Here is a 23,569-nt window from a genome sequence, read left to right as displayed (position 1 = left end):
AAGGTTATTCCACGAGAATTACTTCTTGTAGAATAACCTGCTATCCTTATTTTTCATGGGAGTTTAACATTAAATCATTACTTCTAAGAGTCATAAGTTCGTATTTATCATAATTACTTTCTAATAGTAGCCTCATCGCTTGTGCTCTTATCGATTTTTCAATGATATTACGAATATAGCGGCCATTCGAAAAACTTTTTGGATGCTGGACATTTCGTACATATGAAAGATGTTCTTTAAGTTTTTTTTCTGCCTCATGACTTAAAGCATACTCCCTTTCTTTTAACATTCGATCAGCAATTTCCATTAGCTGATCTGTCGTATAATCGGGAAAGTCAATGACAAGCGGGAATCTGGAGTGAAGGCCAGGATTTAATGAGAGAAAAAAATCCATCTCTCTAGAATAGCCTGCTAATATTAGTATAAAATCATGCTGTTTATCTTCCATATGCTTGACTAATGTATCAATTGCTTCTTTCCCGAAATCCTTCTCTCCACCTCGACCTAAAGAATAGGCTTCATCAATAAATAAAATTCCGCCCATTGCTTTTTTCACGAGATCCCTTGTTTTTTGTGCTGTATGTCCGATATATTCACCAACTAAATCAGCACGCTCGGCTTCGATTAAATGCCCTTTTGATAAGACATTCATTTTTTGAAAAAGCTTGCCAATTAACCTCGCAACCGTTGTTTTACCAGTTCCTGGATTCCCTTTAAACATCATATGCAATGCTTGTTTTCCAGTTTTCAGGCCACTTTCTTCTCTTTTTTTATTTACATAAATCCATGCGTATATTTCTTTTATCATTTTTTTCATTTCATCCATGCCAACAAGACTTCCTAATTCCGCTTCAATTTCCCTAAGTGCTTCATGTTCACTCGGAACATTTCTGGGGATTGACTCAGCTTCTGGCTTTTCCTTTGGAAGAACCTTCTTTTTCTGTGAATTGATTACTACGCTGATCTGTCCATTATTCTTCATCCGGATTGGATGCTCCAAAAGCCACACCTCCTCTTAAAACAAAACGCTTTAAACACTTGCCCAACAAAAGCATTATTTATCACTATTTATAAGCCTTTTCATTGATTCATACTGTTTGCTACTATTCCCCATTATTAATGTATATTCAGAACCTTTACTATTCATTAAACTATTTTAGATTATTTTTTTTAGTGCTTTCGAGGAGACTTCTGGAGAGTCCATTCTATGGAGTAAGTTATTATGCTGAAATAAAGAAATATTTCAAATATTATATTTAAGCAAAAAAGGAGATAAAATGGCTAGCATATTTTTAACTTCAAACGTTTTTTTACCGAAACAATTAAAGCTGAATTCTTATCCATACTAAATCAGTATAATTTGAACCCAAAAACTGTTATCAGACGACCAATATATTCTTTTTCATACACGAGAAAGGATAAAAAAACAGACTAAACCTATATTTGATTTAGTCTGTTTCTCATTAAGCTATTCCATATTCATTTCCTTGCAAATGCCTATGTATCCCTATCTTTAACTCGATTGAACAATAGGACTTATATTTGCCCTATAATGAGACTATTTTACTGAACTTGCGTGCCTTCTAAATCAATCTGTACATTTTTTTGTGGAGCAAACGTAGAAATTGCATGCTTATAAACTAACTGCTGCTTACCTTCTGATTCAAATAATACCGTGAAATTATCGAAACCTTTTATAAATCCACGTATTTGGAATCCGTTTAATAAGAATACCGTTACGTTTGTGCCATCTTTACGTAATTGATTTAAAAACTGATCTTGAATATTAACTGATTGCTTCATGAAAATCCTCCTCTTTTCTCTCTACTATTATGTATTCGATTTAATCTCTAGCATTCCTTCTAAATAAGAAGAAATTTCCTGTATTTTTTTTGTTATGTCATTTGTTTTGACGGTTTCTGTCATATCATACCATTGTACATCCATTTTATTGCGAAACCAAGTTAATTGCCTTTTGGCATATCTTCTTGAATTTTGTTTTAACTCTTCAATCGATTCATGTAAGCTTAGAAGTCCATCGTAATACTTATAGATTTCCTTATAGCCAATTGCTTGAATGGACTGACAGTCTCTTATGCCTTGATGATAAAAATGCTCCACTTCCTCTAACAATCCATTTTCAAGCATTTGATCGACTCTTTTGTTAATTCGCTCATAAAGAATTTCTCTATCCATTGTCAAACCAATTAATGCTGTATCATAGAGTGGCTCTTGCTTCTGCTCTTTTTGGATTTCAGACATTTTTCTTCCCGTGACATGAAAGACCTCGAGTGCTCTTATTACACGTCGTACATTATGGTGATGGATAGCAGCTGCAGCCTCAGGATCTATTTCCTTCAGCCTGTCATGAATTCTTAAGCTTCCTTCTCTCTGCGCCATTTCTTCCAGTTTCATCCGAAACGCTTGATCTGAAGCTGTTTCTTGAAATTGATAATCGTATAAAACCGCTTGAATATACAAACCAGTTCCGCCTACAATAAATGGCAACTTTCCTCTTGCTGTAATCTCTGTTATTTTTTTGCGCACAAGCTCTTGAAATTGGGCGACGGAAAAACTTTCGTCTGGTTCTACAATATCAATTAAATGGTGCGGAACCCCTTGCATTTCTTCTGGAGAGATTTTTGCTGTCGCAATATCCATCCCCTTATATATTTGCATGGAATCTCCACTTATAATTTCTCCGTTGTATTTTTTAGCCAGTTCAATACTAAGATTAGTCTTTCCTACAGCAGTAGGTCCAATTAGCACCACAACTTTTTCTTTAATTGTCAAATGATTCAACTGCCTTTTACTAACATTTAGCCAAAATATATATAAGCTATTATTATTATTTTATCACATTCTTCCGCGCAGTTTAACCTGTAAGCATTATTACCAATCCTTTATGAAATATACGGAATTTTATCAATCAATTTTTATTTTTTCCTTCTCTGCTGAGTAAATGGTTACATTATTCTGTTACTTTCCCTTGTTCGGAAAAATCCCCTAGCCATAGTTTTATCCCTTTTTTCTCCGCTTCTGTAATAACTTGATAAGCTTCTTTCTCTTCCCCCAAGAGTATCTTCCCGATAATATTATTGGACGATGTAGGATGTATTTTTCTTTTTCAAAAAATCAGTGACAAAGCGAATGATTTCTTTTACTTGGAGCTTGCCTCGATTTATTCATTAGGACCCCTCCCTAATATTTGTGTTAAATATCGAATTCTACTTCTTTTCTATTATTTCCATATATTTTTATAACATAGGGAGCATGGTTAAAGAGTTTTTGAATGTCTTCATGTTGGAAAAAGAATTGTATAGATCTTTTTAACTCTTTGGCTGTTTCTATGTTTTTCGCCCGATCTTCATCTGTTGTGAAGGCTAATTCAGTATATATATCGAATTTCAATTGCTCGTCTTCATATGTTGGATAGACATCATATACTTTATATTTGTCGCCGCCAAACATATAAGCTTCTAAAAGAGCTGGTACAATATTCCACATTGCTTTTTCCATCTCTACAACTTCTGCATCGACCTTTCCGAATGAGAAGTTCCATTCACTATCAAATTTTGTCATAATATTTTTGATTTCTTCCTTGATCATCGTTTCTTCTTCTTTTGGAATAGACTCAGATAAAAGGATTTCCCTTGATTCGCCAGATGAATCACTTACATAGTTTTGCATATAATAATAGGTATTTGATGTAAGTAATTCGTATATTTCTTGTTCCATTTCCAGCTGTTTATTCTCTGCTGTTTGTTCATCTGTTTGTTCTGCTTCAATCACTTGGTTCATCTCTTCATATCTAATTTCGTAATCCAAGTCCCTTTCCTTTAAATAAGATTCGATGAACATTGTTACCTCTTCTTTATTTTCTAAACTCTCTGCTGTGCTAAATTGGACATATAAAATATTATTTTCCTCTTCTGGATAGGCATAAATATCGGTATAGCCTTTTTGTTGAATCTCCCTTCCTAGCTGAAACACGCCTCCCTCCTTATAAATTTTATATACATCCGGTCCGAGACTGACTCTTGTCTTTCCTAGCGTTTTCTGATTAATGGATCCACCAGCAAATAAAACAACTATCGTAAAGATAAGGAATAGTGCCTTTCGCTTACCTTTAAGGCGAGTTTCTATGTATTGGTTTTTCTTTTCAAAACGGAAAGAATCTAGTAAAAAATTTTTTGCGAGATTTATATCTTTATTTATAGCAGCTTCAACTTGTTCAATGGGAATTAACTTGCCATTATTTGTCCATAGAAGAAGGGCATCATAAATTATTATTTTCGCTTTTCTCTCAGAGATATGTAGATTCCGCGCTATTTTCTTATAAGAAAAGCCGTAATAATACTTTAGTAAAAAAGCAACTCGGGCATTTCCTTCCAGCAAACCTATTCGATTTAATAGTGTGCTAAAATCCAAAAATTTATCATTACATTCATTATTTCGACTAAATTTAATATATTTCTTGATTACTGGTTTTGCCCATAAACGCTCAAAATGGCGATAGGACCACTTATCCTTTACTTGATCTACCGCCATATTTAACAATTGTTCTGCTGTTACTCTATCTCCAGTTAATAAAAATGCTAGAAGATACCATTCATTTATATAGGCTTGTATTTGTTTCTTCCATTGTCTATGACGTCTATTCAGCGTATATTCCACCTTTCGCCATTCTCCATATATTACCTATATTTTAAAGGAAGATAGAATACTTGTCATTAACCATCTGTTTGAAAATTCAACTTTGAATAAATATTCTGGTTAAATTATAACTTACTTCTTTTTATTGTTGCGATATGTAATGGCATCTTAACTTAACCAAAAAAACTGCCTTTATTTTACAAAGCAGTTTTCAGCTTAGAATTCAGGATAATTCCAACATTCTATCCAATGCTATTTTTGCATTAGACGCTATTGGCTCTTCGACATTAATTCGATTCCTTTCAAAATTGTCTTCAATTGATTCTAAACACCATACGAGATGAGGTAAATCAATCCGATTCATTGTTAAACAAGCACACATATATGGGTTAAGGGAAATAATTTCTTTATCCGGGTGTTCTTTCATAATCCGATTAACTAGGTTCATTTCCGTACCAATAGCAAAAGCACTTCCAGACTCTGCATTTTCGATTACATCAATAATATAATTGGTTGAACCAGCTAAGTCAGCTGCCGCGACAACTTCTCTGCTGCACTCTGGATGGACAATAATTTTCATGTAAGGATATTGCTTTCTAACTTGCTCGACATTTTTCACGGTAAAATTTTCATGCACAGAACAATGACCTTTCCAGAGTATTACTTTAATATCTTCTATCACGCCTTCATAAACAAGTTCATTTTTGGCCGGATCCCAAATGGCCATTTGCTCTAAAGGAACCCCTAAATTATAGGCAGTATTTCTTCCAAGATGCTGATCTGGTAAAAATAGTAATCTTTCCTTTTTTGTAAAGGCCCAGGATACCATTTTTTCAGCATTAGAAGAAGTTACGGTTGCTCCCCCATTTTCTCCGACAAAGGCTTTAATGGCTGCTGTTGAATTTACATAGGTTAGTGGTATGATCGTGTCTCCGAACAATTCCTGCAGCTTGATCCATGCTCGATTAGTCTTATAAATATCGGCCATATCCGCCATCGAGCAACCCGCCCGCATATCTGGCAAGTAGACTTTCTGCTTCTCTGTAGTAAGGATATCAGCTGTTTCTGCCATGAAATGAACCCCGCAAAAGACAATAAACTCTGCTTCTGTATTTTCAGCCGCAACTTGCGCTAGCTTTAAGCTATCCCCTGTAGCATCAGAAAATTGAATAACTTCATCCTTTTGATAATGGTGACCTGGAATAAATAGTTTTTTGCCTAATCGATTCTTTACACTAACCACTCTTTCTTCTAATTCCGCATTTGACATGGCCAAGTATTTCTCTGGTATTGTATTTGATGCTTGCAGCCCCTCTAAAAGATTCATTTTCCTCTCCCCTTTTTACTCTTTAATCAAAGCTTACTTTCACACTAATATCTACTGCTTTCACCGAATGGGTTAAAAATCCTAATGAAATATAATCCACTCCACACTCTCGATAGGAAGCAAGATTTTCTAATGTAATTCCACCAGATGCTTCTGTCGTTACAGTTTCTGGAACATGTGTAATCCACTCCACAATTTCTTCAGGCTTTCGATTGTCAAACATAATTACATCAGCGCCAGCAGCTAGAGCTTCAAACATTTGTTCCTTTGTTTCCGTTTCAACTTCTACCTTAACCATATGACCAATTGACTGTTTAACCGCTTTTACAGCATTAGCGATCGAACCGGCAAAAGCAATATGATTATCTTTAATCAACACCGCATCATACAATCCGAAGCGATGATTATGCCCTCCGCCAACTGTTACCGCATATTTTTCTAACATCCTTAACCCTGGTGTCGTTTTTCGCGTATCACTTATTTTGGTGTAGCCACTATTTAAAGTTTCTACTGCTTCACATGTTTTTGTGGCGATACCACTCATTCTTTGGACAAGATTTAAAATAACACGCTCCCCTTTTAATAAATCACCAATCTTTCCTCTTACCGTCGCCAATTTTTGACCTACTTCCATTCGGTCTCCATCATGGATACGCATTGTGACTTCTGTTGCCGGATTCAAAACTTGGAATCCTACCTGAATAATCTCTTCCCCACAAAAAATTCCATTATCCTTCGATAAAAACACGATTTCTCCTTGCTGCTCTTTGGGAAAAATCGCATCTGTCGTCACATCACGTTCACCGATATCTTCCATAAAAAATGCTTCCAGCAGTTTCTGCAATTTTAATTGGTTCATTTTGATTCTCCTTTGTTTGTTCACGATTCATGCAGATCTTTTTTTTCATCCATTCATTCTTTTCCATAGGATAATCAGAACGAAAGTGGCCCCCTCTGCTTTCTTTTCTTTCCAATGCAGATTTGGTAATTAGAAAAGCTGTTAAAAGCATAAAATACTTTTCTATCTCCTCGACTGACTTATTTTCTAAAGTGATCTGTTCCAGATTGGTTATTCTGAAACCTTCAAGCCATTCAAGATGCATCCGTAAGTGGATTCCATTACGGACAATGCCTACATACTCCATCATTCGATCTTGAATCTCTGCTTTTTCTGGCAAAATCGGAAAGAAATTCTCATTTTTTTCTTCGTTTTTCCATTGAATCGTTTCCGTTTTTATTTTTTGCTTTTTATGAAGAAGTGTCGCAAGGTTTTTCCCCATATATAAACCCTCTAAGAGAGAATTGCTTGCTAAACGGTTCGCTCCATGAAAACCTGTGCAAGCTGCTTCACCAATTGCATAAAGACTATCGATATTTGTTCTTCCATGCAGGTCTGTATCAATTCCCCCCATTAAAAAATGACTGCCTGGCGCAACTGGGAGCAGACCTTTCTGCAAATCAATGCCTGCTTTTAGACACATATTTGTAATTGTAGGAAATCTCTCTTGAAAATTTGCAATCATGGAAATATCTAAATAGACTGGTTCCCCTTTCGATAAATACTGATAAATTGTTTGGGAGACGATATGCCGTGGAGCTAAGTCTTTATAAGGATGGACATGTTCCATCACGTACTCTCCAAAAGCTGTAACTAGTCTTGCACCCTCTCCTCTGACAGCTTCTGAAATCAGTCCAATCGTTTTTCCGTTAACATAAAGCAGGGTAGGATGAAATTGAATAAACTCCATATCGCTAATATTTGCCCCTGCTAAATAAGCAAGCGCAATTCCATCTCCCGTAATGGTGGAAGCACTACTCGTATAGGTGTAAAGATTTCCACACCCACCTGTTGCAATAACAGTATGAGCGCTATAAAATTCTGTTCGTGTTCCATCTGAAAATATGCCTTTTGCGCCAAAGCATTGTTTAGTATTAGTATTTACCATTAATTCATAGACGAAAACATTTTCGATGATTTTGATATTATTAGTCTTTGTTTCCACTAAATACTGCATCAACTGTTTTCCAGTAGTATCACCGCCACTGTGTACTACTCTGTTTTCCGAATGAGCACCTTCCATTCCTAATGCAAGATTTCCTGCCATATCCTCATCAAATTTGCATCCCCCCTGCCGCAATTCATTTATTAAGATGGGTGCTGCGTTTGTAATTTTCGTTACTACTTCAGGATTATTGTGAAAGCGTCCAGCTTCAAATGTATCAAGTGCGTGCTTTCTATAATCATCTGAATCTCCCATGCTTGCAGCAATTCCACCTTGAGCTAAATAAGAATTGCTGCTTTCTATTTTAGATTTTGTGAGAATTATCACATTGAAATCTGTTGAAAGTTTTTTAGCTAGCTGCAAGCTAGCGATTCCACTACCAATAATCAATACATCCGTGTCCATTTTTCACCATCCTATTTTACAGGTGTCTTGACACTTATATTTACATAGTTTTAAAATTAAGGCAAGGGTTTTTTATGGATAGATTTTTAGCTTATTAATCTGGTTCCCGTAAACAACTGATTTTTTTGGAGGAATTTTTGATGAAATATTTTGATTATGCAGCAACTACTTCTTTAGATTCCGATGCTGCTTCTACTTATGTCGAAGTTGCTTGTAAATACTTTGGAAATTCGAACAGTCTTCATGATATGGGAGATACAGCTACTAGAATCGTCGAGAATTGCCGTGAAGAATGGGGAAGATTAATAAACGTAGATAAAAAAGGCATTTACTTTACAAGCGGTGGTACAGAAAGTAATTTTCTTATTTTGCAAAGCTTACTTAAGGGGACAAAAAAGGAAGGAAAACACCTTATTACATCAATAGCAGAGCATGCTTCAATTCACGGTACGATGCATGTCTTAGCAGACAAAGGCTATGAAATTACGTATTTGCCATTATCAGAAACTGGCTTAATCGATACTCGGTTACTAGAAGAAACAATTCGTCCTGACACCGTGCTTGTTTCTATCCAACATGTGAATTCTGAAATTGGTACAATCCAACCAATAAAAGAAATCGGAGCGATTTGTAAAAAGCATCATGTTCTTTTTCATAGTGATATGGTGCAAAGTATTGGAAAAATAGAGGTTAAAAAAGTAACCCCCTATGTCGATGCATTATCCCTTTCGAGTCATAAATTTTATGGACCCAAAGGTGTCGGTCTTGCCTATATTAATCCAAATGTTCCTTGGATTCCAATCGTATTAAATGGTAGCCACGAAAATGGCTTTCGCTCTGGTACAGTTAACACAGCTGGGATTGCAAGTATGACCGTCGCTGCCCAAAAGGCATGCTCTACAATTTCGGAGAACGAAACGAAGCATTCTAAGTTCCGAAGGTTATTTACAGAGATGCTTCCGAAAGAAACCGTTACTGTTTTTGAATGTACGGATCAATATCCAGGAATTATCGGATTACGAGTTAAAGGGATAGAAGGTCAATGGCTTATGCTTGAATGTAATCGTCGTGGATTTGCCATCTCCACAGGCAGTGCGTGCCAGGTCGGAAAACAAGCCCCTTCCAAAACCATGAAGGCGTTAGGATTGGCTGATCAAGAGGCAAAAGAGTTTGTTCGGATATCGATGGGCAAAGACAATATGGAAGAAGATGTAAGAGATTTAGCCAATACGATTAAACAGCTTGCACTAAACAGTTCACTTCCTAAGTAAACCATTTTACTCGTATAAATTGTGTATCTATTATGGAAACATCTATTATAGCCTACTCACTTTAACCTATTTTCGCTTCTTTAACATTTTGTTTAATTCTTACATAGAAATGGCGCAACTATGAAATATTAATATAAAATCAAAAAATAAAATTGTATTTGATATATGCACTTGTTGGAGGAGCTTTTATGAAGAAGATCAGTCATGATGTAGAACTAACCACAGCTGAAATAGCGAACCTTTGGACTCAATACATAAATGATTCTTTATCCATATGTATTCTTACCCATTCAATTGAAAAAGCAAAAGACGAAGACATTAAAGAAGTACTCTACTTTTCCCTTAGCATTGCTGAAACCCATATCACTAAAATTACTGATTTCTTTACTCAAGAGAACCTTCCCATTCCCAAAGGTTTTTCAGTGGAGGAAGATGTTAATTTAAATGCTCCTTCTATCTTTGCAGACGCTTTTATTATAGCGTATTTACATATTATGACCTTACTAGGATTGACTGGATATGCAGGTGCCGTTTCTACATCATCAAGAGCTGACCAGTTAGATTACTTTATCCAATGTAACAAGGAAACGATGGAGTTACATAAACGGATCGTTTCCATCATGCTAAATAAAGGATTCTATAGTAAAACTGCTAGAATTAATACACCAGAGCAAGTCAAATTTGTCGATAACCAAAGTTATTTAGCTGGATGGTTTGGGAAAAAACGACCATTAAACGCTATTGAAATAAGCGGTATGAGCTTTAACATGAAAAAAGACGTAGTAAAAACAGTTTTAGAATTAGGCTTTGCTCAGGTTTGCCAAACAAAAGATATTCAAAAATATTTTGAAAGAGGCAAAAAAATTTGTTTGAACCACTTCACTACTTTTAATACTATCCTTACAAAGGAAGACTTATCTTCTCCAAAAACATGGGTGTCGGAGGTAACAAATTCCACCGTTTCTCCTTTTTCTGATAAATTAATGTTATACCATATCGTTACATTGGTTTCTTCTGCAGTTGGCTATTATGGTGCTGGCTTATCTATTTCTCAAAGAAGAGATATTGCGGCAGAATATACAAAATTCATGGCTGAAGTAGGTTTATACGCTGAAGATGGATGTGAGTTATTAATAAAGTATGGATGGCTAGAGCAACCTCCTTTAGCTGATAACAGGCAGACTTTAGCAAATAATAAGGAATAATTCTTATTACTAAATTTACTATTTAGGGAAAAAGTATATGGAGCATTGTCTTCTAGACTTTGCTCTACTTTTAGAATCCATTTGAAGATTGCTCTTTATTTCATTTCGCTCATGTTTACTTACTCATTTTCAAATCCTGTCTTTCTATTAATTGTAGAAATTTATTCTTTGTTTCTGGATGATAAGTTATGATTTCCCCATTATATATAACAGTAAATACGCCAAAAGGTGTCGGAGACAGATGTTGTACCATTTCATTATCGTTCATTTCAAGGACAGTTACTTTTAAGCCATGCTCATCTGCTGCCGCTTGCAAATTATCAACAGCATCTTGCGTGAACGGACATTGGTCTGACTTGAACACCGTAATCCCATTATCATATTCGTTTGCTATCAGCGACCAATCGATAAAGCTAGGTTTCCGATCATTTTGAAAAGCATAAGCCATTAATTCAAAATCCCCTCTTTTATCCACTTGATTAAAACCCTTTTTTTCAAAGAGAGTTTTGTCTGGTAACCAGCTTTTCTTACTGGTGACTATTGCAACACCATCCAAATGTAATTCTCTCGCATCCTTTATACATTCCTCTAAAAGCTTGCTCCCATAACCTTTTCCTTTGCTCTTGCCAACGATCCAGAAGCAGTGAATCACCATATATTTCTTGGCATTTATCGCTCGCCATGTAAATTCACTGGGAATATACTCAATAAAACCTCTTTGTTTACCGTCTTCTAAAAGGATTTTTACTTTTAACCCTTCTTTAAACCGTTTCTTCATCCACGCTAGTTTATTTTGATACCCTTTTGATTTCGGTTTGCTTCTCATACAAAAAAATCCGTATTCATCCACGTTTTCAGCATTTACATTCAAGATTTCAAACATCGTCTCTCCTCCTTATCTTTTAAATGGAATGTTCATCAACTATATACATTCTCCTACAGATTTAATGCTTCTCTATTGATAACAGCCGAACCACTTTATCTCTCCACCCTCCTTGCTATAGTTTCATTTTCAGCCCTTCATGTGTTGCTTGAAAGCCTAATCGTTCATAAAAACGCATGGCATCTGGTCTTTGTTTGTCAGTCGTAAGCTGAATCAAATGACAGCCTCTTTCTTTAGCACGCTCGATTGCCCAGTTAATTAGTTGAGTACCTACCCCTTTACCTCGTACAGAAGAGACAGTTCTTACCCCTTCAATAGTCGCTCGCCATCCTCCTTGATGGGTAATATATGGAGTAAAAGTAATTTGTTGAACACCAACTACTTCATTTCCAAAACATGCTACCACTAATTCATTATTGGGATCTTCTGCAATAGCTTGAAACGCTTGCAGATAACTGGCAGGAAGCGGCTGTTCATAGCGCTCTCGCTTACTGCCTAACATATCATCAGCAAGCATAGCTACAATTTGATCTAAATCTTGTAATGTCGCTAACCTAAACTCTAATGACACTGTCATTTTTAATTCCTCCTTTAGTAAAAATTATTTTGATAATTCTCAAATGTTCTTCCATTCGTTTGAAAAGCTAATAGATCTAACGACAATTTTATTGATGGCGGTAATTTACTTTTCAGCTCCTATTTTAGATTAAAGCCATTCTGCAAACCAAGCCACATAATAAGCTGCAGGCAAAAAGATTATTTGCGCTACTATCGTGCCGATAAATTTAGAGCTAACCATTGTTAATGAGTAGCTTTTCAAATAAATATAGTCCGTTTGTTTTTTCATGACGCGATCAGCTAACACAGACGCCTTTGGATCAATAAATAAGGTCAGAATGATGGTGGCAATCCCGTTTATTACCCCTGAGGACATTAAAGCTGCCTGAGAAACTTTTGCTGGAACTAACATGGAAGCATATATGGAGGATATGACACCCGTCGTAAATATAGCTGAAATAATGACATTTAATACAAATAAACGCTTTGGAACTGTGTTTAAGGTAATTCCTTTAAAATAGGATAATCGCGGTAATTTAAGACATTTTAGAAGCTTGTTTAGGTTGTTCTTCTTGAATAATTTAGAAAAAAGAGCTAGCATGGACCCTCTTTCATTTGCTAATTGGACAATTGCTCGTGAAAAGATATTTATAAATGTTGGAAACAACAGGATACCAATTAATACCCCCATTGATGTTACTCCTATTAAAATTCGATATTGCGCCGCAATAAAAGTTAATTTGTCTGCCCCTTTGGGAACTTCTGCTATCAATTTTGCTGTTAATGGCTGTTGAAACATAGTAGAAAATCGCGAAACAATAACCATCGTGCTAAATAACGATATTGCAGTAGCTATTAACTTAACTCTCGTACCAGATATTCTCGTTGAATAGGCTAATGTTTCTATCATTGTAATCACTAACAGTAAAATAGATATGATGATGACCTTTGATGTTATTAATTCCATAAAAACTCCTTTAATTTTTCTTCTAGCTACATTATAACTCTTTTTTTGGAATTAACTAGAAATATTTGCTGAAGTTGATTTTACATTAAGTAGATGTTGTTAAAGTAATAAAAGGACACCGTAATAAGTGTCCTTTTTCGTTTATATGTATTTATTTTAAAGGCTATTTTGCTGTAACTTTACGATATATAATATAATTCGCCGTGTTCAAAATAATTGTCACAGAAAGGAGAAAGGCAGTCGCAACCACTACCCCACCTGATGTGTCCATCATTGCACTCCAATCCTCCATTTTTACAAGATAATAGCTATAGAAAATCTGAAAAGAGATAGAAATCGCACAAGCACCCATGCTAAGAAAACAAATCATTAGCCCATTTCTCTGAACTTTCTTTTTATCTCTCATTAAGTTTGTAGCCGGCAATATCCAAGCAATTAAACCAAGCACCAGGCTCCCAATATTCAGTAACCCCATCCTATTTTAATGCCTCCTATTATATACATTCCACATTTAATAGCCCTAGAAGTATATTCCCTTATTTTAGTATAAAGCTAGCTCTTTATCATAGAACTTAATTACTTCCTTATCTAGTATCATTTTTTAACCATTTAAACCATCGTCCATGTCCGTCTGTTTCTGCAATGCTATTTTCACTCTTCTTACCGGCCATATAATAATCTAAGTGTAAGTATCTATCTTGAATATTATTATAAAGATGAAATACTTCTCTGTGCTTCCCAATTTCTTCCACACCTTGTAACAGAAGCTCCTTCCCTTCTCTTGGTATTTGATTCGCTACATGGGTATGAAAGATGCAAATGGCACTGCCCTCTGGAATAGTTTCGGCATAATATGGCAGCAAGCTTACTCCATCACCGCTCACTACGTTCAAAGCACCTTCTCTTCTGTAATCTGCCGCTTTTTCAAATAAGAATAATCTCTCTCTATGTTCTGGCCATATCAATGCTTTTAGCCATAATTCTTCGTCTTTGTCATGTAAATCTATCGTATGTAAATCAAAACCAATCCTTATCGTAACAGGAGGAGAAGTTTTCAATAAGAATGGCATATTTTCTCCTATTACAGTCGCAGTAATTGGCAGTTCTGACTCTGAATTTCCATACCATTCTTTACCGTATGAATAGGCATACTTATCCCATTGAAGCTGAAAGCCTGCGCTAGTGCCTATTTCGGTTAACGCTAGCGGTTTCTTAGCTAGATTATATATCATGCAAAAAGCAGGATAAAGGTAAGAACATCTTCTCACCTCATTCGTTTGAACTAACTTCGTTTGGAGAATCCATGTAATCTCCTTTTGATATTTGAGGCAGAAATCTTTAAAAATAGGAAACGAAGCCTTAGCTGTTTTGGGATTCTCTGTGATACTAGGGTAATAATCTTTTAGCGAGTGATTGGTCCCCTTTAACAGAAGGTAGTGAACGGCACCAAATAATAGATTAGGGACAGGCTGCCCAACTCTAGCACATTTAGCAATATTAAGAAGCGTTTTATCCATTGCAATTTGTTTAGACAAAAGTGCGTAGAGGACGCTTGATCCCTTACATTCCTTTTCTGCAAAGGTTAAAAATGTTTGAGACAGCATTTCATTAGTACGCATTCTCCTAATCATCCCCTCATATGAATTGGTAATCTATCCTGTTTAATGCTGTATGTGCAAAAATGCTTTAAAAATTTCTCTACTTATTATATGCAGTTCGGCCTGATCCTCTTCTTTTTTGGCTGATAATTTCGTAATTTGGCTGATTTCCCTCTTATTTTGGCTGATAATTTCCTAGTTCGGCTGATTTCCCTCTTATTTTGGCTGATAATTTCGTAATTTGGCTGATTCCCACCTTACTTTGGCTGATAATTTCGTAATTTAGCTGATTTCCCTCTTATTTTGGCTGATAATTTCCTAGTTCGGCTGATTTCCCTCTTACTTTGGCTGATAATTTCCTAGTTTAGCTGATTCTCACCTTACTTTGGCTGATAATTTCGCAGTTTGGCTGATTCCCACTATACTTTGGCTGATAATTTCCTTGTTTGGCTGATTCCCACCTTACTTTGGCTGATAATTTCCTTGTTTGGCTGATTTCCACTATACTTTGGCTGATAATTTCCTTGTTTGGCTGATTTCCCTCTTACTTTGGCTGATAATTTCCTAGTTTGGCTGATTCCCACTATACTTTGGCTGATAATTTCCTTGTTTGGCTGATTTCCCTCTTACTTTGGCTAATAAATTCGTTATTCAGCTGATTCCCTTCATATTATGGCTGATATTATATACTTCTCTATTTAATTGAGAGCCTATTAATTTATCCACCATAACTCCCCATTATAATTTCAACTCCAAATATCTAGGCTTCTCATATTAAATAGAATAAAGCATAGTAGACTCCATTTAAAAAGATTTATTGATATTCAACTTCTTTATTACTCGTATTGCTCGTTCCCCAAAGAGCTGAATAATTAAATTAGACTTAACACTTAGACAAAAATAAATACTTATTCCCACAACCATACAAACAATCACTATAATACATGCGTCTACCTTAGCTTGAGCTGATAAAAATAAAGTTAATAGCATATAGGTAAATAGTGTTCCAATAAACATAGCGAGTGTAAAGAATCCTATTTGCAGTACTCTTTTGATAACTAATCTTAAAGAATAGCCAGCAAACTTTTTTATCACATAAAAATTAATTATAATTGCCATTAAATAACCAATACTAGTAGCTATTACTGCCCCACTGGTTGCAAAAATTTTGATAAGTGGTATGTTCAGACATAATTTCACCATTAAACCTAACAGCAAACTTATAATAGTATATTTTTGCTTATTAATTCCTTGAAGAACCGCTGCTGTAATAGAGAAAAGGGAAAATAGAATAGCTACCGGAGCATATATTCTTAATATGTCCGTACCAAGTTCTTTATGATGATAAAATACGGTATAGATCGGTTCGGCAAGCAGCGAAAGACCTACAACAGCAGGTAATGTAAAGAATAGAACAATCTGAATTGTTTGATTCACTTGTTGAACTAAACTGACATGATCTTTTTCTGTGTATGCCTTCGTAATGGCAGGAACTAGCGTTAACGAAAAAGCAGTTGCTAAAGAGACTGGAATAATGACAAGTTTATGAGTATTTAAAGTCAAAACACCAAATGCAGTTACTACTTGATCTTTTAAGCCGATAGATTCCATTGCACCTTTGAAAGTAAGTTCATCAATAAACTGGAAATAATGGATTTGCAAGCCCTACAAAAATAAAAGGGATTGCATATACGATAATCTCTTTATATGTTTCCTTAAGTGAAACATCAATGACTCCTTTATCTTCTAAAAGAAGCTAATCAAGATGGGGTTTTCTTTTATACCAATACCATAATAAGACTACTAAACTTCCAACTGCACCAATAAATGCCGCAAAAGTTGCTACACTGACCGCAGTAACCAAACTTCCTTTTAAGAGATTTAGTATGATATAAGCACCAGAAAGCATAAAAATAACTCGTACAATCTGCTCAACTACTTGAGAAACTGCCGAAGGTCCCATTGATTGATGCCCTTGAAAAAAACCTCTAATTAAACTCATAAATGGAACTATGACTAAAGCAAAGCTAACCGCACGAATAACAGTCGTCCCATCTTGAACACTTACATCGGCGTTATCAGGTATGCTAGCTGCTGCTAAAATGGGCGCAAAGAGATATAAAATAACAAATGCAACAATTCCAGTACAACTCATCATAATAAGCCCAGATTTAAATAGTTTTCTCCCTACTGCATACTCCTCTAGAGAATTATATTTAGAAACAAACTTTGCCACTGCTAATGGCAAGCCAGCAGTGGCTATACTGATAAAAATAGAATAAGGGATATAAGCCATCGAGTATAAAGCATTTCCTTTTTCCCCTACTATATGATAAAAAGGAATAACATAGAGCATACCAAGAACTTTTGAGATAATTGTTCCTAGCGTTAAAAGAAATGTTCCTCTTAGAAGTTTTGATGATTCCATTAAATCCATCCTTTTAATTATCTTTTCAAATAACCATTAAAATTAAGCCAGCAATAATTTTTATTTTTCTGAAATTCCATTTGCCAGCAACAAAAAATATGTCCAAATGGTTATTGGAATCAACAAAATAATATTAGATAAAATACTAAAAATTTTTATGTTTTTATTTTTAGATTGTACACCTATAATAAGTGAAACTAGTAGGCCTAAGTCTATTAATAAATATAAGGATATTGGTATCCATAGAGTTAAATTAGAACCCCTTACAAAAAGAAAAACTGCAATTGAGGCTAAGAATAAGAATAATGTTAAAATAATGGATATAAATTCTTTCTTATTTTTTTGTGTCAAGTTTTCCCCTCCTTTATTAATAGATTATAAAATACTTGTTGAAAAAAGACCAATAAATGGTAATGAAATATTATGCAAATTAAATAAGATATAGAGCCTTTAAAAAGTGATGGAATTAATCGCCCCTAGAAGGATTCCTCTTGGTGCTGTAATAACTATGAAGTAAAAAATGTCTTGAAGATTGAGCTTAATAAATGTTTCGTTTTTTTATCCTATCATATTACCTGCAGGATATAATTTTTCGATTGTCTTACGAAAACTGTTTATAACTTCTCTCCCAAATGCTAAAATATGGTAACAACTATGTAGTGCTTTCAACAAATATCCGGCATGATGCTGAGTTAATAAAATTAGCAGATTAATAAGTAAACCTTTTACATCCTCATACATAACAAGAGATTACCTTATTGCATTTGAAGGGAGTATATATGAAGAATTGGACTAGAAAGTTATTAAATACCTCTAGGGGAAAATTTGAAATTTTTATTAAAGGGCAAGGTGAACCTCTTTGTATAACCCACCATTATGCAGAATTTAATGAGACAGGAGATTATTTTGCAGAATCCTTTGTCGATACGCATAAAGTATTTCTAGTTAATCTCAGAGAAGCTGGTAGCTCCGATAAGGCTACTCAACCATATGAACTAGGGTTACTAGAGTCTATCTTCGACTTAGAAGCAATACGGGAAGCATTAGGATTTAAAAAATGGAACTTGGCAGGACATTCCACTGGGGGTATTCTAGGAGTTATTTATGGGATATATTACTCTAACAGTTTGAGCAAACTTGTTTTAGTAGGAGCTGCTGCAAGAGAATATATGACATTTTCTCCTGACTGTATATACAATGATAAACACCCATCTTTTAAGAAAATGCAAGATTTGATAGAAAAGCTAAAACGATCTGATTTAACAATTACAGAAAAGATGAGAATTACGAAAGAACGAACAAAGTTATCCTTATATACTCCTGAAAACTACGAAGAGTATTTTTCCCTTCCTATTCAAAAGAAAATATCCTCGATTAGACTGAACTATTTTAGCCGGGAAGTGCAACTTTTTGATGTTACTAGGAAGCTTAAGTTGATTTCAACTCCAACATTAATCATTTGTGGAAAATTCGATGTTCAATGCCCTCTTTCCTATTCGCTTGAAATGAATGAGTGCATTCCTCATTCAAAATTATTGATATTTAATCAAAGCAATCATTATCCGTTTCTAGAAGAAACTTCACGATTTAAGGATGAAATAGATGCATTTATGGGGGAAATTTCATGCAATTAAAGAAGATAGATATTGATATGATCGCTCACTCATTGCTTACTTCTCTGATAACCGCTATTTGCATTAGTACGATTTACCTTATTAATTCCTCTTATTTTAGTTTGTTGGGAATACTATTATTTAGTTTTATTTTCTTTTGCTTTTATCTGGTTATTGCGTCGCCGCTGCAAATTTTGCTAAATCAAAGACCAAAAAAATTTAGCATTCTCTACCTCGCGATCTATAATGTTTTTTCTGGTGTTGTCACATGGATTGTTGCCATGTTTTTTTGATATGGAAGATCCTTTCCATTCTTCCATCTTTTATTTTGTGTGCATCTCTTTTTTGGAAAGTTGATTCTCTGTTACTTCAGAAAAAAGCGGAATAAATATTGAAATGTGCTGTGAGAAATTAGGAGGAAACGTATGAAAAACTCATTACAAATAATAGCAGAAGCTTCTTATTCATTAAATTTTTTGGTTTATGTTCAAAATATCTTTCTCAACCAAAATGATAATAAGGATAATTGGAAATTCCCCTATCCGCTAACAACGTGCGAGTTTCGAAAGGATTTTTTATTACAGTATCGCGACTTATGGACTAAGGTAACGAAAAGTATTTCTGAGAATAGAGATATTGACCAGGATATTTTCTATAATGAAAAACACTTATTTTATCATGAATTGTGTGATGTTAATGTCGATAATCTAACTGCTTTTGATCAAATATATGATTCCTTTTTCACTTGGTGGACTAGTCTAGCAGGTGGATTTTCCATTGAAAGAGCTATGGGCGAAACAATAGAGCATATCTATCATGATATTTCAACTATACTATTAGAAGAAAAAATCATCCCCAAAAAACCATTACATATTAACTTTATTTATGATAATTCTATAATAGAAGATTTAACCTCTTTTTCCTATTTCGCTGTATTATCAATAAATGATTGTATACTTCATTATAAAGAGGCCGTTGCTCGAATTAAGATTTGTGTAGATTAATTAGCTTCTATAATGGATTCAAAGTTATTTTTCATTTATAGAAGCCATAACTTAATAACAACCTACCTACTTCTTCCCAGTCCTTCACTTTTGTTATTCGTTCGTGCTTACACATTTGATTGTATGGCTTATCAAGTAGCAATACATCTATTCCACTATTTGCAATAGATAGTGCATGGGTAGGGTTGTCTTCAATAAATAGAGTAACATTATGAATGAAAGCACATTCAGGCTTACCATTTATATATTCTGAAGCGCATACTATATCATCTATGGGTAACTTATTTTTAACTATCCAAAGTTCCGCTGAATTCATCCACGCTTTAGGCCTCCCCGTCATGATTGATAGTTTTGAAGTTTTGCTTAGTTCACTAAGTACATCAATTAAAAATGGATATGGTTTAGCTGAATGCAGTTCCTTTTGGTTGTTTGTAAAAAAATCTACAAATGCTTCAAAGGAATATCCATATAAATCCGAAACTCCATACTCTACCATTTCTTCGTAATCCCAATTTTTGTTATGTATTTTATTTAAAAGTTTTACAATCGATTTTCTCATATCAACAAGTGTATCATCAAAATCTATTCCAATATGGTTCATATAGCCCCTCACATTTTATTTACTCTTAAAAGATTATAGAGCACCAGTATATTTGTTTTATTTTGGGCTCTAAATCCCGAAAAACTGTGGCACTTTTACTCCCCAGTCAAACAAGATTGCCATTATCGTACATACAAAAAACACCACAATGCAAAGGTTTACAATTAATTTTCCAATTCGGTTGTCGTTTTTATCTTTACTTTTCTGTTTTACTCTTTCTCTATATAGTTCTTGGACCATTTTCTGTTTTTGTAATTTCTCTTCTTTATCTCGCTTCATCCCTTATTCCACTCCTTTTTCAAATCCTTTCTTTTATACGCTTCTCGACTTAAAATATCATTCCATTTAGCATCGTTCTATTTTTACATTAACTTTTCTATAATGAAAGGCAATTCTCCTAAATCATCTACAATATAATCTGCTTCGGCATTTCTCCAATGCAAATCCTTCTTCCAAATCCCTTTCATCCCTACTTTTTTCGCAGCAAGCACATCATTTTCTGGATGGTCTCCGACAAATATAGCTTCATTTGGCTGCACATTCAGTATGTTTAAAGCTTTATTAAATATCCTAGGATCCGGCTTTTTTATTCCTTCCCATTCGGAAACCAATATGACATCAAAATATTTTTCAATCTGCAAAGACTTCATATTATCCATTTGAAATTGTCCAAACCCATTGGTTATCATTCCTAAAAGAAGATTCTGGCTTTTTAATCCCTCCAACATCTTCTTAAGATTGGGAAAAGCCATGCAGTGATTTTTAAATTGGCTAAGATAATCTTGTAAGAGCTCTTCCCATGTTATCTCCTTAAGCTCGAATTCAGCTGCTAATTGTTGATATACCTTATCCTTCCAAACATAGCCGCGTTGATCCAATTCAATAAATCTCTTTGTATATGTATCTTTGGGAATATGGCCAAGCTCTATATTCAATCTATCATATTGACAATCCACAAACATTTCTATTGATGCATCTCTATTCAATAAGGTACCATCTAAATCAAATATAATCGCTTTAATCATGGTTAATTGTCGATCCCCCTCCCTAATGTTAAAATTTTTTCTCTGTTTCTAAATTCATTTTTTTTAAACGATTCTCCTTTTTAATTACATTATTTGTTAAAATAAAGAAAGTGAAGAGAATTGGAGGAAGACAACATGCTTAAAAGAAAAGTAGTATCAGCTATTCTGACTTTATTTTTATCCACTTTTGTATTTACTGTTTTTCTTCCACTAGACTCATTTTTTACTCAACCGGTTATTCAAGATGTTGATTTAAAAGAAGATCTTATAAGCTATACTCTTTTTTTCAGCTTAGGTTTACTTCTATATGGGCTTCCGATCTCCATCTTAATAGAGAAAATAACAAGCAAACTTCCTCAAGGCAGGCTTGCATTCAGCTTTATATTATATGTTTTCTTTGGTTTTCTACCTTTCTTTTTTCTTTGGATTTTCACTATCTACTCCTTAAGTATATCTATTATGTTCTTTCTTATAGATGAATCCATAAGGCGATTTAGGCAAGAAAAAGATCGTATCATAAACAATGTTTATTGACTTTTTAATTGTCGGTAAGTCTTATTAAAAGAGGAGCAAACATTTGAAGAAAAAAGCGCTTATTATCTTTACTACCGTGACTTGGCTAATCATACTATGTCCTTTTGCTATATTAGGATATATCAACTATCAAAAACATTCATTAAAAAATGACGTATATGCATATCTTTTGGAAAAATATCAAGAAGAGGACATACTAGAAATTGATACTACCTTGACAAAAGCAAGCTATCACTTTACCACGTTTGTGACTTTTAGAGATGAACCGGACCAAAAATATGAATATATACGAGTTGATAAGGAAATTAGACAAGCTTCCCCCAATCCTAATGAAGAGGAGGAACATTTATATAAACACCTTGATTTTAACAAATATAATTAGTTGAAATACCAATTTCCCCATCTCTTACACTGTTTTGCTGGAGAATGTTTTGTATTAGAGTAAAAGGGATTAGTTCGATATGTAACTTCTATTATTGATAATGTTCGTTGTATTTTCCTTCTTCATAAATTTCTCTTGCGCCAAGAGCTGTCCATTCTTGGGGTGTGAAATCTGGATGTAAATCTAAATAGGATCTCATCATTTGATAACCGACATTGTAACCATAATTATAAGGCAGTACATTCCCGCCCGATATTATTTCTGCTGACCTGTAGGGATCTTCTTGGAATAAATCTGGTTCAATTTGATTCCAATCATCCTTATTAAAATTGTAATTAACAGTAGTTAGAGTAATATCTGGATATACAAGCTTTTCAAACATTACTGCTTTTCCTTCAAGAATTAAGTTATCCAATACGGTATGAGAGTGAGAATTATTAAAGTACTTTTCCGTCCACACACTATGATGATATTCGTGAGCAATTCCTGCTTTAAGAGTTTCCTCATTAAAAAATTCATTGTATAATACACTGATTTTTCCTGCTCCCTCTGTAAACATTAAAGTTGTACTCTTAGTTGCCTCTGTAGGATAAATACATATATTCGTTTTTTGATTTGATGGTATATAATTAGAAGATTTTATTAAACTTTCCTCAATGGCTGAATTTATAGCCTTCACATCCATTGTTTGAATGATATTATTAACTTCTTCTCTATTTTCTGGTGCTTTAACAGTCTCTGTGAAATACTCTGCATCCTGATAACATGCCTCATAAATAGGATTAATTACTTCCTCGTCAAACACCTGACTTTCTGACATATTTACATCTTTTTTCATCCTTTTCTCGAAGTTCTCATATAGTTTATATACGTGAATTATATTGTACGCTTGACCAGTTTCAGGATGTTGGAATGAGTATGTAAGTCCTTCTTTTACCTTTTCTTCTTGTTCTACTACCTCATTTTGTTGACATGATGATAAGAAGAATATTGTAAATATCAAAAGATAGTATTTGATTCCCCGCAAAGTTATCCCTTACCTCCCATAGATTTTTCATTATTGCACGTTCTAATTACATAAAAGTTCCCGAACATTCTAATAATTCTTT

General features: G+C 34.4%; 25 protein-coding genes and 1 pseudogene. 7 read left to right on the top strand and 19 right to left on the bottom strand.

Translation table 11 applies throughout. The features are described 5' to 3' along the window. Positions 1-46: 46 nt before the first annotated feature. The 7 genes from spoVK to nadB form a co-directional block, all read right to left on the bottom strand. Positions 47-1,000 carry a stage V sporulation protein K gene (gene spoVK / locus NST77_RS07550; protein WP_095328468.1) on the bottom strand — a complete coding sequence of 318 codons (954 nt, stop codon included), beginning with the start codon at positions 998-1,000 and terminating at the stop codon, positions 47-49. A gap of 563 nt (positions 1,001-1,563) precedes the next feature. Next, positions 1,564-1,803 (bottom strand): RNA chaperone Hfq, encoded by a 240-nt coding sequence (gene hfq / locus NST77_RS07545; protein ID WP_031538267.1) that lies wholly within the window; start codon positions 1,801-1,803, stop codon positions 1,564-1,566. Between the two features lie 27 nt (positions 1,804-1,830). Next, positions 1,831-2,793, bottom strand: a complete 963-nt coding sequence (gene miaA / locus NST77_RS07540; RefSeq protein ID WP_217279891.1) for a tRNA (adenosine(37)-N6)-dimethylallyltransferase MiaA — start codon at positions 2,791-2,793, stop codon at positions 1,831-1,833. A 420-nt stretch (positions 2,794-3,213) separates the two neighbouring features. Further along, positions 3,214-4,677, bottom strand: coding sequence for a sigma-70 region 4 domain-containing protein (locus tag NST77_RS07535; RefSeq protein ID WP_341122865.1), 1,464 nt, complete (start codon positions 4,675-4,677; stop codon positions 3,214-3,216). Positions 4,678-4,879: 202 nt separating this feature from the next. Further along, positions 4,880-5,983 (bottom strand): quinolinate synthase NadA, encoded by a 1,104-nt coding sequence (gene nadA, locus NST77_RS07530; RefSeq protein WP_341122864.1) that lies wholly within the window; start codon positions 5,981-5,983, stop codon positions 4,880-4,882. A gap of 22 nt (positions 5,984-6,005) precedes the next feature. Continuing rightward, positions 6,006-6,842: a carboxylating nicotinate-nucleotide diphosphorylase gene (nadC, locus tag NST77_RS07525; protein WP_341122863.1), complete on the bottom strand. Its 837-nt coding sequence runs from the start codon at positions 6,840-6,842 to the stop codon at positions 6,006-6,008. After that, a complete protein-coding gene (nadB, locus tag NST77_RS07520; protein WP_341122862.1) occupies positions 6,784-8,391 on the bottom strand; it encodes an L-aspartate oxidase in 1,608 nt (535 codons plus the stop codon). Before nadB ends, nadC begins: the two co-directional genes overlap by 59 nt. A 140-nt stretch (positions 8,392-8,531) precedes the next feature. On the opposite strand from nadB, the gene NST77_RS07515 reads away from it, so the two are divergent. Continuing rightward, positions 8,532-9,662 carry an IscS subfamily cysteine desulfurase gene (locus NST77_RS07515; RefSeq protein WP_095328462.1) on the top strand — a complete coding sequence of 377 codons (1,131 nt, stop codon included), beginning with the start codon at positions 8,532-8,534 and terminating at the stop codon, positions 9,660-9,662. A 188-nt stretch (positions 9,663-9,850) separates the two neighbouring features. Continuing rightward, complete coding sequence (locus NST77_RS07510) at positions 9,851-10,867, top strand: DUF3231 family protein (protein ID WP_341122861.1); 1,017 nt, start codon at positions 9,851-9,853, stop codon at positions 10,865-10,867. A gap of 115 nt (positions 10,868-10,982) precedes the next feature. On the opposite strand, the gene NST77_RS07505 is transcribed toward NST77_RS07510, so the two are convergent. From NST77_RS07505 to NST77_RS07470, 8 genes and pseudogenes are all read right to left on the bottom strand, one after another. Next, entirely contained in the window at positions 10,983-11,750 is a 768-nt protein-coding gene (locus tag NST77_RS07505) for a GNAT family N-acetyltransferase (protein WP_123257614.1), read from the bottom strand. Between the two features lie 115 nt (positions 11,751-11,865). Then, on the bottom strand, positions 11,866-12,327 hold the full coding sequence (locus tag NST77_RS07500; RefSeq protein WP_095328459.1) for a GNAT family N-acetyltransferase: 462 nt from the start codon (positions 12,325-12,327) through the stop codon (positions 11,866-11,868). Between the two features lie 129 nt (positions 12,328-12,456). After that, positions 12,457-13,275: a lipid II flippase family protein gene (locus NST77_RS07495; RefSeq protein WP_095328458.1), complete on the bottom strand. Its 819-nt coding sequence runs from the start codon at positions 13,273-13,275 to the stop codon at positions 12,457-12,459. Positions 13,276-13,438: 163 nt separating this feature from the next. Further along, positions 13,439-13,750, bottom strand: a complete 312-nt coding sequence (locus tag NST77_RS07490) for a hypothetical protein (protein ID WP_163188486.1) — start codon at positions 13,748-13,750, stop codon at positions 13,439-13,441. A 109-nt stretch (positions 13,751-13,859) separates the two neighbouring features. Next, positions 13,860-14,894 carry a DUF2332 domain-containing protein gene (locus NST77_RS07485; protein WP_341122860.1) on the bottom strand — a complete coding sequence of 345 codons (1,035 nt, stop codon included), beginning with the start codon at positions 14,892-14,894 and terminating at the stop codon, positions 13,860-13,862. A gap of 398 nt (positions 14,895-15,292) precedes the next feature. Beyond that, positions 15,293-15,457 (bottom strand): hypothetical protein, encoded by a 165-nt coding sequence (locus tag NST77_RS07480; RefSeq protein ID WP_341122859.1) that lies wholly within the window; start codon positions 15,455-15,457, stop codon positions 15,293-15,295. Between the two features lie 220 nt (positions 15,458-15,677). Then, positions 15,678-17,301 (bottom strand): annotated as a pseudogene (locus NST77_RS07475) (putative polysaccharide biosynthesis protein). A gap of 60 nt (positions 17,302-17,361) precedes the next feature. Beyond that, positions 17,362-17,652 (bottom strand): hypothetical protein, encoded by a 291-nt coding sequence (locus tag NST77_RS07470; protein WP_249878586.1) that lies wholly within the window; start codon positions 17,650-17,652, stop codon positions 17,362-17,364. Positions 17,653-18,080: 428 nt separating this feature from the next. On the opposite strand from NST77_RS07470, the gene NST77_RS07465 reads away from it, so the two are divergent. The 3 genes from NST77_RS07465 to NST77_RS07460 all read left to right on the top strand — a co-directional run bounded on the left by NST77_RS07465 (position 18,081) and on the right by NST77_RS07460 (position 19,918). Then, the gene (locus NST77_RS07465; protein ID WP_341122858.1) at positions 18,081-18,935 is read left to right on the top strand and encodes an alpha/beta fold hydrolase; all 855 of its coding nucleotides are present in this window, start codon (positions 18,081-18,083) and stop codon (positions 18,933-18,935) included. Beyond that, complete coding sequence (locus NST77_RS25945) at positions 18,926-19,207, top strand: UPF0715 family protein (RefSeq protein WP_163188494.1); 282 nt, start codon at positions 18,926-18,928, stop codon at positions 19,205-19,207. Before NST77_RS07465 ends, NST77_RS25945 begins: the two co-directional genes overlap by 10 nt. A gap of 132 nt (positions 19,208-19,339) precedes the next feature. Next, positions 19,340-19,918: a hypothetical protein gene (locus NST77_RS07460; protein WP_123257607.1), complete on the top strand. Its 579-nt coding sequence runs from the start codon at positions 19,340-19,342 to the stop codon at positions 19,916-19,918. 31 nt (positions 19,919-19,949) lie between these two features. Here NST77_RS07460 and NST77_RS07455 read toward each other — a convergent pair whose 3' ends face one another. From NST77_RS07455 to NST77_RS07445, 3 genes are all read right to left on the bottom strand, one after another. After that, a complete protein-coding gene (locus NST77_RS07455) occupies positions 19,950-20,519 on the bottom strand; it encodes an HAD hydrolase-like protein (RefSeq protein ID WP_163188496.1) in 570 nt (189 codons plus the stop codon). Between the two features lie 69 nt (positions 20,520-20,588). Then, on the bottom strand, positions 20,589-20,798 hold the full coding sequence (locus NST77_RS07450) for a hypothetical protein (protein ID WP_095328445.1): 210 nt from the start codon (positions 20,796-20,798) through the stop codon (positions 20,589-20,591). Positions 20,799-20,881: 83 nt separating this feature from the next. Further along, positions 20,882-21,544 (bottom strand): HAD family hydrolase, encoded by a 663-nt coding sequence (locus tag NST77_RS07445; RefSeq protein ID WP_095328444.1) that lies wholly within the window; start codon positions 21,542-21,544, stop codon positions 20,882-20,884. Between the two features lie 135 nt (positions 21,545-21,679). Between NST77_RS07445 and NST77_RS07440 the strand changes: the two genes are divergently transcribed. Beyond that, positions 21,680-22,078: a hypothetical protein gene (locus NST77_RS07440; RefSeq protein WP_095328443.1), complete on the top strand. Its 399-nt coding sequence runs from the start codon at positions 21,680-21,682 to the stop codon at positions 22,076-22,078. Positions 22,079-22,121: 43 nt separating this feature from the next. Further along, positions 22,122-22,460, top strand: a complete 339-nt coding sequence (locus NST77_RS07435; RefSeq protein WP_341122857.1) for a DUF3139 domain-containing protein — start codon at positions 22,122-22,124, stop codon at positions 22,458-22,460. A 91-nt stretch (positions 22,461-22,551) separates the two neighbouring features. Here the strand turns inward: NST77_RS07435 and NST77_RS07430 are convergent, their stop codons facing one another. Further along, positions 22,552-23,487 (bottom strand): DUF2268 domain-containing putative Zn-dependent protease, encoded by a 936-nt coding sequence (locus NST77_RS07430; protein ID WP_341122856.1) that lies wholly within the window; start codon positions 23,485-23,487, stop codon positions 22,552-22,554. Between the last annotated feature and the right edge of the window lie 82 nt (positions 23,488-23,569).

The sequence above is a fragment of the Niallia sp. FSL W8-0177 genome (assembly GCF_038006285.1).
GTDB classification, from domain to species: domain Bacteria; phylum Bacillota; class Bacilli; order Bacillales; family Cytobacillaceae; genus Niallia; species Niallia circulans_A.
Note: the sequence above shows the minus strand (reverse complement) of the source record. Positions and strands in the feature narration are given on the sequence as shown.

What these genes read in the sequence shown, in the direction of transcription:
- hfq (WP_031538267.1), bottom strand. Translation starts at nt 1,803, where the DNA reads ATGAAGCAATCAGTTAATATTCAAGATCAGTTTTTAAATCAATTACGT.
- nadA (WP_341122864.1), bottom strand. Translation starts at nt 5,983, where the DNA reads ATGAATCTTTTAGAGGGGCTGCAAGCATCAAATACAATACCAGAGAAA.
- nadC (WP_341122863.1), bottom strand. Translation starts at nt 6,842, where the DNA reads ATGAACCAATTAAAATTGCAGAAACTGCTGGAAGCATTTTTTATGGAA.
- nadB (WP_341122862.1), bottom strand. Translation starts at nt 8,391, where the DNA reads ATGGACACGGATGTATTGATTATTGGTAGTGGAATCGCTAGCTTGCAG.
- NST77_RS07515 (WP_095328462.1), top strand. Translation starts at nt 8,532, where the DNA reads ATGAAATATTTTGATTATGCAGCAACTACTTCTTTAGATTCCGATGCT.
- NST77_RS07510 (WP_341122861.1), top strand. Translation starts at nt 9,851, where the DNA reads ATGAAGAAGATCAGTCATGATGTAGAACTAACCACAGCTGAAATAGCG.
- NST77_RS07505 (WP_123257614.1), bottom strand. Translation starts at nt 11,750, where the DNA reads ATGTTTGAAATCTTGAATGTAAATGCTGAAAACGTGGATGAATACGGA.
- NST77_RS07500 (WP_095328459.1), bottom strand. Translation starts at nt 12,327, where the DNA reads ATGACAGTGTCATTAGAGTTTAGGTTAGCGACATTACAAGATTTAGAT.
- NST77_RS07495 (WP_095328458.1), bottom strand. Translation starts at nt 13,275, where the DNA reads ATGGAATTAATAACATCAAAGGTCATCATCATATCTATTTTACTGTTA.
- NST77_RS07490 (WP_163188486.1), bottom strand. Translation starts at nt 13,750, where the DNA reads ATGGGGTTACTGAATATTGGGAGCCTGGTGCTTGGTTTAATTGCTTGG.
- NST77_RS07485 (WP_341122860.1), bottom strand. Translation starts at nt 14,894, where the DNA reads ATGCGTACTAATGAAATGCTGTCTCAAACATTTTTAACCTTTGCAGAA.
- NST77_RS07465 (WP_341122858.1), top strand. Translation starts at nt 18,081, where the DNA reads ATGAAGAATTGGACTAGAAAGTTATTAAATACCTCTAGGGGAAAATTT.
- NST77_RS25945 (WP_163188494.1), top strand. Translation starts at nt 18,926, where the DNA reads ATGCAATTAAAGAAGATAGATATTGATATGATCGCTCACTCATTGCTT.
- NST77_RS07460 (WP_123257607.1), top strand. Translation starts at nt 19,340, where the DNA reads ATGAAAAACTCATTACAAATAATAGCAGAAGCTTCTTATTCATTAAAT.
- NST77_RS07455 (WP_163188496.1), bottom strand. Translation starts at nt 20,519, where the DNA reads ATGAACCATATTGGAATAGATTTTGATGATACACTTGTTGATATGAGA.
- NST77_RS07450 (WP_095328445.1), bottom strand. Translation starts at nt 20,798, where the DNA reads ATGAAGCGAGATAAAGAAGAGAAATTACAAAAACAGAAAATGGTCCAA.
- NST77_RS07445 (WP_095328444.1), bottom strand. Translation starts at nt 21,544, where the DNA reads ATGATTAAAGCGATTATATTTGATTTAGATGGTACCTTATTGAATAGA.
- NST77_RS07440 (WP_095328443.1), top strand. Translation starts at nt 21,680, where the DNA reads ATGCTTAAAAGAAAAGTAGTATCAGCTATTCTGACTTTATTTTTATCC.